This window comes from Klebsiella sp. RCJ4 (assembly GCF_009025755.1).
GTDB classification, from domain to species: Bacteria; Pseudomonadota; Gammaproteobacteria; order Enterobacterales; family Enterobacteriaceae; genus Klebsiella; species Klebsiella michiganensis.
Map to the genome: position 1 here is coordinate 166,924 of NZ_WCIN01000046.1, position 11,753 is coordinate 178,676.

Below are 11,753 nucleotides of genomic sequence, written 5' to 3' on the forward strand. Positions count from 1 at the left end.
GCGTCACTTAACACTTTTGCGTGGTGCAACCGCTAAAAACGTGAGAGAGTGCAACCTATAACAAAATGAAGTTTGGTCCCGGAAGCATTTCGTGTAAATGCTGTGTTAAATCGTTTGTGAAAAAACAAAGCTTCCGTCAGGATACGGTCGCCCAATACAACCAATAGGCCATTGCCCCGTTCCGGTAGTGGATAAAACGACAAATTTGGATGCTGTCGACAAAAATTCTGGAGATTTTTACATGGCTATTAGCACACCCATGTTGGTGACTTTTATTGTTTATATTTTTGGCATGGTACTCATCGGCTTTATTGCCTGGCGCTCGACAAAGAACTTTGATGATTATATTCTCGGCGGCCGCAGCCTTGGCCCATTTGTCACCGCGCTCTCCGCCGGAGCCTCCGATATGAGCGGCTGGCTGCTGATGGGGCTACCGGGGGCGATATTTATTTCCGGTATTTCCGAAAGCTGGATTGCCATTGGCCTGACGTTAGGCGCATGGATTAACTGGAAGCTGGTGGCGGGGCGTTTGCGGGTCCATACCGAGGCGAATAATAACGCCCTGACGCTGCCGGATTATTTCACCGGCCGTTTTGAAGATAAAAGCCGCGTGCTGCGAATTATCTCGGCGCTGGTCATTTTGTTATTTTTCACCATCTATTGCGCTTCCGGTATTGTGGCCGGCGCGCGTCTGTTTGAAAGCACCTTTGGCATGAGCTACGAAACCGCGCTGTGGGCCGGGGCGGCGGCAACCATTATTTATACCTTTGTCGGCGGCTTCCTCGCGGTAAGCTGGACCGATACCGTTCAGGCCAGCCTGATGATATTCGCCCTGATCCTGACGCCGGTGATGGTGGTGATTTCCGTCGGCGGGTTTGGCGATTCCCTGGAAGTGATTAAGCAAAAGAGCATTGAGAACGTTGATATGCTCAAGGGCCTGAACTTCGTGGCGATTATTTCGCTGATGGGCTGGGGCCTGGGCTATTTTGGTCAGCCGCATATTCTGGCGCGCTTTATGGCGGCGGATTCGCATCACAGCATCGTTCACGCCCGTCGCATCAGCATGACCTGGATGATCCTCTGCCTGGCGGGTGCCTGTTCCGTCGGCTTCTTCGGTATTGCCTACTTCAATAACAACCCGGCCGTTGCCGGTGCGGTTAATCAGAACGCCGAACGCGTCTTTATCGAACTGGCGCAGATTCTGTTCAACCCGTGGATTGCCGGGATCCTGCTGTCGGCGATTCTGGCGGCGGTGATGTCCACCCTGAGCTGCCAGCTGCTGGTGTGCTCAAGCGCGATTACTGAAGATCTGTATAAAGCGTTTTTGCGTAAAAATGCCGGACAGAAAGAGCTGGTATGGATAGGACGCTTTATGGTGCTGCTCGTCGCGTTAATTGCGATCGCCCTGGCGGCCAACCCGGAAAACCGCGTGCTGGGTCTGGTGAGCTACGCATGGGCTGGCTTTGGCGCGGCGTTTGGCCCGGTGGTGCTGTTCTCGGTGATGTGGTCACGAATGACCCGTAACGGAGCGCTGGCCGGGATGATCATCGGCGCCTTAACGGTCATTATCTGGAAGCAGTTCGGCTGGCTGGGCCTGTATGAAATCATCCCAGGCTTTATCTTTGGTAGCCTGGGGATTGTGGTCTTCAGCCTGCTGGGTAAAGCGCCCTCCGCCGAGATGCAGCGACGCTTCGCCGAAGCGGACGCCCATTATCACTCCGCGCCGCCGGTGCGCGCGACCGCCGAGTAATCCTCTGCAACCCCATCAAGCCCGCGTAATGCGGGCTTTGTTATTTATGCCTCTTGCTAATGGCTTGAAAATACGCTGATATCTCAGCACAAATAACAATGAGGGTAGCAAAATGAGTTTCAAACAGGGTGCAGTTGCGCTGGTACTGGCAGGGATATTAAGCGGCTGCGTAGCGCCCGCCGCGAAGACGGCTCCGGCGGCGGACGCTAACGCCTGCCCGGCGGATAACGCCATGGTGCAAACCACGCTTTATTTCGGCTTAAGCCGTCCGGCCGGGAAGGATATTACCGCGCAGGAGTGGCAGCAGTTCGTTGATCGCGACGTGACGCCGCGCTTTCGCGATGGCCTGACGGTCTTTGACGCGCGCGGGCAGTGGCTGGGCAATGACGGTACCGTGGCGCGCGAGCAGAGCAAAGCGCTGATGCTGATTCACGGCAAAGATGTGAAGAGCGAAGAGGGGATTGAGGCGCTGCGCACGACCTATAAATCACGCTTTGCTCAGGAGTCGGTGATGCGCGTTGACCAGCCGGTCTGCGTACATTTTTAATTTGAATCAGGTGATATTCCCGGGTTGCGGCTAACGCCTTACCCGGGCTACATAGCTACGCGGGCCTGTTACCCCGGGGTAACAGGCCAAACGCGCTTCGGTTACAGTACCAGCCCCGCAAAGCTGGCGGAGAGCAGGCTGACCAGCGTTGCGCCATACACCAGGCGCAGGCCGAAGCGGGAAACGATATTCCCCTGCTGCTCGTTCAGGCCTTTAATCGCCCCGGCGATAATGCCGATAGAGGCAAAGTTGGCGAAGGAAACCAGGAACACGGATAAAATTCCCAGCCCGCGCGGCGTCATGCTGGCGGCTATTTTTTGCAGCTCAATCATAGCGACAAATTCATTGGCCACCAGTTTCGTCGCCATAATACTCCCGGCGTTCAGCGCATCGCTAAGCGGAATGCCAATCAGCCACGCCAGGGGATAAAAGACGTAGCCGAGGATCTGCTGGAAGCTCAGGCCAAATATCGTGGCGAACAGGGCATTTATGGCGCTAATTAAGGCGATAAAACCAATCAGCATCGCCAGAATAATCATCGCGACTTTAAAACCGGCCAGAATATATTCACCGAGCATTTCAAAGAAGCTCTGGGATTCATGCAGTTTTTCAAGCTTGATCTCCTCCTCGCTGCCCGGACGCGTCGGGTTAATGATCGACAGCACAATAAAGGTGCTGAACATATTCAGGATCAGCGCGGCGACGACGTATTTCGCGTCGAGCATACTCATATAAGCGCCGACGATGGAGAGCGACACCGTCGACATCGCGGTGGCCGACATGGTGAACAGGCGGCGGGAAGAGAGATCGCCGAGCACGCCTTTATAGGCAATAAAGTTCTCTGATTGACCGAGAATCAGCGAACTGACCGCGTTGAAGGACTCCAGCTTACCCATACCGTTAACCTTTGACAGCAGGGTGCCAATCAGGCGAATAAAAATTGGCAGAATACGCCAGTGCTGAAGAATACCGATGAGCGCGGAGATAAAGACAATGGGGCACAGCACGCCAAGGAAAATAAACGCCAGCCCTTTTTCACTCATGCCGCCAAATACAAAGTTGGTGCCTTCGGCGGCAAAGCCGAGCAGTGATTCAAAAAAGGATGCGATATTTTTCACTAGCCACAGGCCGCTTTCGGCGTGGAGAAAAAAGAAAGCCAGGGCAACTTCAATAATAATTAACTGGATAATATAGCGAATGCGGATTTTTTTACGGTCGTAGCTGGCAAGCCAGGCAAGGGCGAGGATAACCACCAGCGCCAGCAGGAAGTGCAAGAATTGAGTCATGTCGTTTATTTCGCAGGTCAATAAGGCCGCCATTTAGCCACAGCTGGGCAGCCGGGTAAATATCTGGCGCAAAAAATCCCGTCCTCCTGCCCGAGGGGCCTGGGCTGCGGGATAATCGCGCAAGTCATTATTTGTTCGCGACTGATTTACAAATCGTCATCATTCACTCCACATTTCACTTGTGTTTCTGATTATTGTAATGATAATCACTATCATAAATATTTACCTATCTTTGCATCAGTTGACTGCGGTTCACATTTAAGGGTGTTGGCATGTTTGTCCCATTTCTCATCATGTTACGTGAAGGCCTGGAAGCTGCGCTGATTGTCAGCCTGATTGCCAGCTATCTGAAACGCACCCAGCGCGGTAGCTGGATTGGCGTCATGTGGATTGGGGTGCTGCTTGCGGCGGCGCTGTGCCTGGGCCTCGGAATTTTTATCAACGAAACCACCGGCGAGTTTCCGCAGCGCGAGCAGGAGCTGTTCGAAGGCATCGTGGCGGTGGTGGCGGTGTGCATTCTGACCTGGATGGTGTTCTGGATGCGTAAAGTGTCGCGCAACGTCAAACAGCAGCTTGAGCAGGCGGTTGATAATGCCCTCCAGCGCGGAAATAACCACGGCTGGGCGCTGGTGATGATGGTTTTTTTCGCTGTCGCGCGTGAAGGCCTGGAATCGGTCTTTTTCCTGCTCGCCGCTTTCCAGCAGGATGTCGGAATCTGGCCGCCCATCGGCGCGATGCTCGGCCTGGCGTCGGCCATCGTTTTAGGGTTCCTGATCTACTGGGGCGGCATCCGCATGAATCTCGCCGTCTTTTTCAAATGGACCAGCCTGTTTATTTTACTGGTGGCCGCAGGCCTCGCCGCGGGGGCTATCCGCGCCTTCCATGAGGCCGGACTGTGGAACCATTTCCAGGCGGTCGCCTTTGACCTGAGCAACGTCATTTCGACGCACACCCTATTCGGCACGCTGCTGGAAGGGATCTTCGGCTATCAGGAAACGCCGACCGTCAGCGAAGTGGCGGTCTACTTTATCTATTTGATCCCGGCGCTGGTGCTGTACGTCTCGCCGCCGGGTAAAAAAACCACCGCATCCCGGGCAGCGTAGTCGGGCATCGCGGATTGCAATAGTGACAACATACTTATCGAAAGGGATGGTCATGATGAATCATTTTCGTCGTAATGCGCTGCAGCTTACGCTTGCTGCGCTGTTCAGCTCGGCTTTTTACGCCCAGGCGGCCGATATTCCGCAGGTCAAAGTGACCGTCACCGACAAACAGTGCGAGCCGATGAACGTCACCGTGAAGGCGGGTAAAACCCAGTTCATCATTCAGAACCACAGCCAGAAAGCGCTGGAGTGGGAGATTCTGAAAGGGGTGATGGTGGTGGAAGAGCGGGAGAATATCGCCCCCGGCTTTACGCAAAAGCTGACGGCCAACCTGCAGCCGGGTGAATATGATATGACCTGCGGCCTGCTGACTAACCCGAAAGGCAAACTGACGGTGACCGGCGAGGCGACCAAAGATGCCGCCAAAGCCGATGCGCTGCTCAGCCTGGGTGAAGCTATTACCGCCTATAAAGCCTGGGTCACCGCCGAGACCGCGGAGCTGGTTAGCGGCACGAAAGCCTTTACCGATGCGGTGAAAGCGGGCGATATCGAGAAGGCGAAAGCGCTGTACGCGCCGACGCGCCAGCACTATGAACGTATTGAACCGATCGCCGAACTGTTCTCCGATCTCGATGGCAGCATTGACGCCCGCGAGGATGACTACGAGAAAAAAGCCGAAGATCCGAAATTCACCGGCTTCCACCGGCTGGAAAAAGCGCTGTTTGGCGATAACAGCGTCAAGGGAATGGATAACTATGCCGATCAATTGAACGCTGACGTTCTCGAGCTGCAAAAACGCATTAGCGAACTGGCGTTCCCGCCGTCAAAAGTGGTCGGCGGCGCGGCCGGTCTGATTGAAGAAGTGGCCGCCAGCAAAATCAGCGGCGAAGAAGATCGCTACAGCCATACCGATCTGTGGGATTTCCAGGCCAACATTGACGGCGCGCAGAAAATCGTCGACCTGCTGCGTCCGCAGCTGCAAAAAGAGAACAGCGCGCTGCTGGCGAAGGTGGATGCCAACTTCAAAAAGGTGGACGCCATTCTCAGCAAATACCGCACCAAAGATGGCTTTGAGACCTATGACAAGCTGACGGATGCCGATCGTAACGCGCTGAAAGGCCCGATCACCACGCTGGCGGAAGATTTGGCCCAGCTGCGCGGGATCCTGGGTCTGGACTAAGGCGATGGCTGAGCAAAAATATGATGTTAATCAACCGTCCCGGCGGCGGTTGTTAAAAGGGATCGGCGCGCTTGGCGGCGCGCTGGCGATATCCGGCGGCTGTCCGGTGGCGCACGCGGCAAAAGACAATAGCTCTCCGGGCACGGTGTCGCCGGATGCGCGTCAGGAAGCGCAGCCGTTTTATGGTCCACATCAGGCAGGAGTGCTGACTCCGCAGCAGGCGTCGATGATGATTGTCGCCTTTGATGTGCTGGCCAGCGATAAAGCGGACCTTGAGCGGCTGTTTCGCCTGCTGACCCGGCGTATCGCCTTTCTGACCAAAGGCGGTCCCGCGCCGGAGACGCCGAACCCGCGGCTGCCGCCGATGGACTCAGGCATTCTCGGGCCGTGGATCGCCCCGGATAATTTGACGATCACCGTCTCGGTGGGGCATTCGCTGTTTGACGAGCGTTTCGGCCTGGCTCATCAGGCGCCGAAGAGGCTGCAAAAGATGACGCGTTTTCCGAACGATTCGCTGGATGCGGCGCTGTGCCACGGCGATCTGCTGCTGCAAATTTGCGCCAACACCCAGGATACGGTAATTCACGCCCTGCGGGATGTGATTAAGCACACCCCGGATTTGCTCAGCGTGCGCTGGAAGCGGGAAGGGTTTATCTCCGACAGCGCCGCGCGCAGCAAGGGTAAAGAGACGCCGGTGAATCTGCTGGGCTTCAAAGACGGCACCGCGAATCCGGTGAGCACCGATAAGGCGCTAATGGATAAAGTGGTGTGGGTCACCGCCGACCAGGGAGAGCCTGCGTGGGCTACGGGCGGCAGCTATCAGGCGGCGAGGATTATTCAGTTCCACGTTGAGTTCTGGGATCGCACGCCGCTGAAAGAGCAGCAGACCATTTTTGGCCGCGATAAACTGAGCGGCGCGCCGCTTGGGATGCAGCACGAGCACGATGTCCCGGATTACAGCAAAGACCCTGACGGCGATACCATTGCGCTTGATAGCCATATTCGTCTGGCGAACCCGCGTACCCCGGAAACCGAATCCAGCCTGATGATGCGCCGGGGCTATAGCTATTCGCTGGGGGTGACCAATTCCGGTCAGCTGGACATGGGGCTGCTGTTTGTTTGCTACCAGCACGATCTGGAAAAAGGCTTCCTGACGGTGCAAAAGCGCCTGAATGGAGAAGCGCTGGAGGAGTACGTGAAGCCCATTGGCGGCGGCTATTTCTTTGTTCTGCCAGGGGTTATCGACGATCGGCATTATCTCGGGCAATCGCTGCTCGAAGCCTGACGTACCTGCCCGCAAGGGCAGGGCGTTTTCTGCTGTTTTTCCATTCATTTTTTGTATTTCCTGCCTTGTTTCATTTTTCTGTAATCTTATAGTCGGAAACTCTCCTCGGCTGCGATGAGAATTATTTGTTGTCCGTGTGTGAAAAATAAGTTGCACTTAGAATTATTTCTGATGTACTTATTACAGGCGCGGTAGTTCTCGGCAGTAGTCTCGTTTCATTATGGAGATCGCGAATGCCCGATTGCTGTAACGGAAAACGTCAAACCCCAGACCGTACTTATCAGCACGGGAGCCCAACTTCCGGCCGCGATTTTCACACCGCAAAATCCTTCTCCTCTATCAAAGAAAACCAGAACCCAGGCAAGGTTACCGGTGCGCGTAGCCGTGACCCTCTGCCAATTCGTCAGGCAAGCAATGGCTTACAAGGAAGCCAAACCTCAATCGTTAGTGCGCATAATCGCGTCGATCGTGGCGCGTGTGATGTAAACCAACAACGCAAGGTGCTATCCATGGGAAGACAAAAAGCAGTGACCAGAGCTCGTCGTGAGGCCAAACGTGTGCTGAGACAGGATTCGCGAAGCCATAAGCAGCGCGAAGAAGAATCGGTCACATCGCTTGTGCAAATGAGTGGCGTAGAAGCCATTGGCATGGCGCGGGATAGCCGCGACGCATCGCCAATCGAAGCGCGCAATGACGCTCAGGCGCATTATTTGAATGCCATCGACAATAAACAGCTGATCTTCGCCACGGGCGAGGCCGGGTGCGGTAAGACCTGGATTAGCGCGGCAAAAGCAGCTGAAGCCCTGATCCATAAGGATGTGGACAGAATTATTGTTACCCGTCCCGTTCTGCAGGCCGACGAAGATCTCGGCTTCTTACCGGGAGATATCGCCGAGAAGTTTGCTCCCTATTTCCGACCGGTCTATGACGTGCTGGTGAGAAGGCTAGGGGCTTCCTTTATGCAGTACTGCCTGCGTCCGGAAATCGGCAAGGTGGAAATCGCGCCGTTCGCCTATATGCGCGGACGTACATTTGAAAATGCGGTGGTGATTCTGGACGAGGCCCAGAACGTGACCGCTGCGCAAATGAAGATGTTTTTGACCCGCCTCGGGGAGAACGTGACGGTTATCGTCAACGGCGACATTACCCAGTGCGATTTACCTTCAGGCGTACGGTCGGGTCTGACCGATGCGCTGGCGCGTTTTGAAGAGGATGAGATGGTGGGTATTGTGCGCTTTACAACCGATGATTGCGTGCGCTCAACGCTTTGCCAGCGTGCGCTGAAAGCCTACTACTGAGTTCTTCTGCGTCTGCAAAGCCCGGGTGACCGGGCTTTGTTTTTGCTGCACTACAGAAGAGCCTGCAGTGAAGGAGCGGCCATCGTGGCTTCAAAAGGAACGATCTCGACTTTCGCTACGCCCGATTGCTGAAATGGATCCTGGCTCAGCCAGTTTTGCAGCCCATCCATATCATCGCCTTTAGCCAGAATCACGCCGCCGGACCTGGGGATTTTACGCCCCGAAGCGAGAAATATTCCGTCAGCATAGCCTTGCTTAAGCCATTCCACGTGCGCAGCAAGCTGGGCGTCTACCTGATCAAGCGGTTTAACGTAAGTCAGAACAACAACGGCAATGGTGCTCATTTTCCTTCCTTAACATTTAAATGTAACGCTGCAGAAGCTTATCATTCACGTGAACAGGGCTTCAGGTTTTTTTAATCAACTGACGCGGTGGGTGTCTGGACGAGCGCAGAATCGATTAAAATGTCCAGGTGATTGCCGCGGTCACGGAACCTTCATTGCGCCGTGAGACTATCGGGCTGTCAGAGGCATGTTCTCCGAGCCAGGTATAGCCGGCGCTGAGCGTGGATCCCCAATGCTCGTCATATTGATGGCTCCAGGTCAGCGCGTTGTCGATGCCGTAAAATCCGCCGGGTGCGCGATAGGGGCGATAGCCGGAACGGGCGCTCTGCCGTTGATCGACTCCGTAAAACGTATTGGCGTACCGGCCGTCGCCAAACAGCGCGGCGGACTGTAGGGCAACGATATCCTGCGAGTTCTGGAGCAGCAGGAGGGTTGCGGAGGTCTGATAATGCACGCCCTGGGCGTCGGTAAGCGGAAGCGTAGCCTTACCTTCAACGGTGAGCCACGGCGTGACCGACCAGCCGACGGCGAAGGCGGTATTCATGGTGGCTTTAATATTACCCATCCCCTTCAGCGTATTCGCCCCATCGCGCCAGCCTGAGTTTTTTTCCGCTCGCCCGAGGTCATAACCGAGCGTGTGCTCGAAGTAGAGACCGCTGTCGCCAGCCAGGTCATAGCCTATGCCTTTTTGACTATCAATAAAGAAAGCGCCTTTCCGCCCCTGTAGTACGGGAACCACCTGCCAACTCTGCTTGTCAGAGCCGCTGTAACGAGGCGCGTATTTTCCGCCCACCCCGATAGTCAGCCCATCGGAAGGCGCGGCGGCTTCATCGGCACGCGCGCCGGGTGTTATCGCCATTAAAAACGGCACGACCATATACGGCGAAATTTTTCTGGCTATCATACTGTTCTCCACGTGGACGCGGGCGCCGTCGATAAGGACGCGCCGCAGAATGCCGGTGCAGTATGGTTTTGCTAAATCAATGAACGGTCGGGATAGTGTTAAGAAACGGTCAAGGTGAACAGATGTTGTCCAGAAGAGTGTTGATAATTGAAGATGACGCCGATGCGGCCGGGGTGCTTGAGGCCTATTTACGCCGGGAAAACTATGATGTGGCGGTCACCGTGGATGGCCTCGCTGGGCTGGATATGGCGCAGCGCTGGAAACCCGATCTGATTCTGCTGGACGTGATGCTGCCCGGGCTGAACGGCACCGAGGTGCTGGCCAGCCTGCGGCGGAAAAGCGATGTGCCGGTGATTATGGTTACCGCGATGGGGGATATGCCCGATCGTATTGGCGCGCTGCGCTATGGCGCCGACGATTATGTGGTGAAACCCTATCATCCTGGCGAGGTGGTGGCGCGAGTTCAGGCCGTGCTCCGGCGGAGCCGCAAAGCGGAGACGCAGGAAGACATTCTGCGCTGGCAGGGGCTGGAGGTGGACGTCGCTGCCATCGTCGCGGCCGTCAGCAATCCGGGGGAATCTGTCCATGTTCTCGATCTTACCCCGACCGAGTTTTCGCTTCTGGCTACGCTGATGCGCGCCCCCGTCCGTCCCTTTTCGCGACAGTATCTGCTGGAGCGCTGCCTTCCTGAGAGCGAAGCGCTTGAGCGCGTGGTGGATACGCATATTTATAACCTGCGTAAAAAACTGGAGGGGGCGGGGGTATCCGGGGTGCTAGTCAACGTTCGCGGCGTGGGCTACAGGTTCAGACAGCCATGATGAAGACCCGTCACTCCTCTCTCTGGCGCTGGATTTGCGGGCGCATTCTGGCGCTGGCCATCGGCAGCGTGATGGTTATCGCCACCTGTATGTGGCTGCGTTTCGCCGTGCAGAACTATTGGATCATGCACAAAATGCCGCCCGCTTTGCGGGAGGAATTCATTGCGCTCAGCCGCAATCCGGAGGCCAACCCGGCGCGTTTTCATCAGATTGTCGATACCTGGTGGGGATTGAGCTATTCCACGCCCTCTATCGCCTCGGCGGACTGGGTGACCGTGGCGGTGCTGGTGCTGGTCATGATCCCCTTCATTGTCGTTATGGGGCTCCGCTACGCCCGTCCGCTCTCGCTGCAGTTCAGCCGTCTTCGTGATGCGGCGAAGGACGTCACCGGGGGGCAATTTGGCCGCCAGGCGGAGCTGATTGAGGACGCGCCAGCGGAAATGATCCGCTTTGCTGCCGACTTTAACAAAATGACCGGCCAGCTGGCCCGCTATGATAAAGAACTCCGCGCCTCGCATGTTGCGATGGCGCATGAGCTTCGCTCCCCGCTGACGGCGGCGATTGGCCGTCTGCAGGGCATGCTGGATGGCGTTTTTGATACCCAGCCGCAGCAGCTGGAGATGGTGATGAAACAACTCCAGCATCTGAATCGATTAACCGATGAGCTGCATCTGCTTTCCCTGGCGGATGCCGGCAATCTGGTGCTCGATGAGCGGCTATTTTGTCTGGATGAGCTCCTTCAGGAGCGAGCCGCATGGTTAACGCCACAGGCGGACGCGCAGAGCGTGACGATCGCCATTCAGCCATCGCCGTCCTGTCCCTTCCGCGGCGATGCTTTTCGCATGGGCCAGGTATTTAGCGTACTGATGGAAAATGCCGTACGCTACGGGCGCAGGGGGGGACATCTGGCAATTACGCTGCGCCGCGGCGAGGGCGCTTACACCATTGATTTTGTCGATGATGGGCCCGGCGTGGCGAGGCATTTTTTACCGGAAATGTTTGAACGTTTTACCCGCGAGGAGGCGTCCCGCGCCAGACACTCCGGCGGCAGCGGCCTCGGATTATCCATTGCGCGCGCTATCTGCGTGGCGCACGGGGGGCGCATCAGCGCGTCGCTACCGGCGAGCGGCGGTCTGCAGATTCGCGTTGTTCTGCCGTACGCTTCCGCCACAGAAGAAAACAGCCTGCCTTGATAATCCCTTGACACAACATCGAGCCATTCTCGATGAATGTGTCAT

At 56.0% G+C, this 11,753-nt stretch carries 11 protein-coding genes; 8 read left to right on the top strand and 3 right to left on the bottom strand.

What is annotated here, in order from left to right:
- Positions 1-241: 241 nt before the first annotated feature.
- Together putP and F8562_RS26655 are read left to right on the top strand one after the other, a co-directional pair.
- The gene (putP, locus tag F8562_RS26650; RefSeq protein ID WP_025106252.1) at positions 242-1,750 is read left to right on the top strand and encodes a sodium/proline symporter PutP; all 1,509 of its coding nucleotides are present in this window, start codon (positions 242-244) and stop codon (positions 1,748-1,750) included.
- Positions 1,751-1,862: 112 nt separating this feature from the next.
- On the top strand, positions 1,863-2,297 hold the full coding sequence (locus F8562_RS26655) for a DUF3574 domain-containing protein (RefSeq protein WP_014838064.1): 435 nt from the start codon (positions 1,863-1,865) through the stop codon (positions 2,295-2,297).
- Positions 2,298-2,398: 101 nt separating this feature from the next.
- Here F8562_RS26655 and F8562_RS26660 read toward each other — a convergent pair whose 3' ends face one another.
- Complete coding sequence (locus F8562_RS26660) at positions 2,399-3,583, bottom strand: NupC/NupG family nucleoside CNT transporter (RefSeq protein WP_014228804.1); 1,185 nt, start codon at positions 3,581-3,583, stop codon at positions 2,399-2,401.
- A gap of 272 nt (positions 3,584-3,855) precedes the next feature.
- Here F8562_RS26660 and efeU point away from each other — a divergent pair, with 272 nt between their 5' ends.
- From efeU to phoH, 4 genes are all read left to right on the top strand, one after another.
- Complete coding sequence (efeU, locus tag F8562_RS26665) at positions 3,856-4,686, top strand: iron uptake transporter permease EfeU (protein ID WP_014838065.1); 831 nt, start codon at positions 3,856-3,858, stop codon at positions 4,684-4,686.
- Positions 4,687-4,738: 52 nt separating this feature from the next.
- Entirely contained in the window at positions 4,739-5,866 is a 1,128-nt protein-coding gene (gene efeO, locus F8562_RS26670) for an iron uptake system protein EfeO (protein ID WP_014838066.1), read from the top strand.
- 4 nt (positions 5,867-5,870) lie between these two features.
- Positions 5,871-7,151: an iron uptake transporter deferrochelatase/peroxidase subunit gene (gene efeB / locus F8562_RS26675; protein ID WP_014838067.1), complete on the top strand. Its 1,281-nt coding sequence runs from the start codon at positions 5,871-5,873 to the stop codon at positions 7,149-7,151.
- Between the two features lie 509 nt (positions 7,152-7,660).
- Positions 7,661-8,449, top strand: coding sequence for a phosphate starvation-inducible protein PhoH (gene phoH, locus F8562_RS26680; RefSeq protein ID WP_014228807.1), 789 nt, complete (start codon positions 7,661-7,663; stop codon positions 8,447-8,449).
- Positions 8,450-8,499: 50 nt separating this feature from the next.
- On the opposite strand, the gene F8562_RS26685 is transcribed toward phoH, so the two are convergent.
- Positions 8,500-8,793, bottom strand: coding sequence for a YciI family protein (locus tag F8562_RS26685; protein WP_014838068.1), 294 nt, complete (start codon positions 8,791-8,793; stop codon positions 8,500-8,502).
- Between the two features lie 115 nt (positions 8,794-8,908).
- The gene (locus F8562_RS26690) at positions 8,909-9,697 is read right to left on the bottom strand and encodes a MipA/OmpV family protein (protein WP_014838069.1); all 789 of its coding nucleotides are present in this window, start codon (positions 9,695-9,697) and stop codon (positions 8,909-8,911) included.
- A 122-nt stretch (positions 9,698-9,819) separates the two neighbouring features.
- On the opposite strand from F8562_RS26690, the gene F8562_RS26695 reads away from it, so the two are divergent.
- Together F8562_RS26695 and F8562_RS26700 are read left to right on the top strand one after the other, a co-directional pair.
- A complete protein-coding gene (locus F8562_RS26695; protein ID WP_014228810.1) occupies positions 9,820-10,515 on the top strand; it encodes a response regulator in 696 nt (231 codons plus the stop codon).
- Positions 10,512-11,708, top strand: coding sequence for a sensor histidine kinase (locus F8562_RS26700; protein WP_014838070.1), 1,197 nt, complete (start codon positions 10,512-10,514; stop codon positions 11,706-11,708). Before F8562_RS26695 ends, F8562_RS26700 begins: the two co-directional genes overlap by 4 nt.
- Positions 11,709-11,753 lie beyond the last annotated feature (45 nt).

What these genes read in the sequence shown, in the direction of transcription:
- putP (WP_025106252.1), top strand. Translation starts at nt 242, where the DNA reads ATGGCTATTAGCACACCCATGTTGGTGACTTTTATTGTTTATATTTTT.
- F8562_RS26655 (WP_014838064.1), top strand. Translation starts at nt 1,863, where the DNA reads ATGAGTTTCAAACAGGGTGCAGTTGCGCTGGTACTGGCAGGGATATTA.
- F8562_RS26660 (WP_014228804.1), bottom strand. Translation starts at nt 3,583, where the DNA reads ATGACTCAATTCTTGCACTTCCTGCTGGCGCTGGTGGTTATCCTCGCC.
- efeU (WP_014838065.1), top strand. Translation starts at nt 3,856, where the DNA reads ATGTTTGTCCCATTTCTCATCATGTTACGTGAAGGCCTGGAAGCTGCG.
- efeO (WP_014838066.1), top strand. Translation starts at nt 4,739, where the DNA reads ATGATGAATCATTTTCGTCGTAATGCGCTGCAGCTTACGCTTGCTGCG.
- efeB (WP_014838067.1), top strand. Translation starts at nt 5,871, where the DNA reads ATGGCTGAGCAAAAATATGATGTTAATCAACCGTCCCGGCGGCGGTTG.
- phoH (WP_014228807.1), top strand. Translation starts at nt 7,661, where the DNA reads ATGGGAAGACAAAAAGCAGTGACCAGAGCTCGTCGTGAGGCCAAACGT.
- F8562_RS26685 (WP_014838068.1), bottom strand. Translation starts at nt 8,793, where the DNA reads ATGAGCACCATTGCCGTTGTTGTTCTGACTTACGTTAAACCGCTTGAT.
- F8562_RS26690 (WP_014838069.1), bottom strand. Translation starts at nt 9,697, where the DNA reads ATGATAGCCAGAAAAATTTCGCCGTATATGGTCGTGCCGTTTTTAATG.
- F8562_RS26695 (WP_014228810.1), top strand. Translation starts at nt 9,820, where the DNA reads ATGTTGTCCAGAAGAGTGTTGATAATTGAAGATGACGCCGATGCGGCC.
- F8562_RS26700 (WP_014838070.1), top strand. Translation starts at nt 10,512, where the DNA reads ATGATGAAGACCCGTCACTCCTCTCTCTGGCGCTGGATTTGCGGGCGC.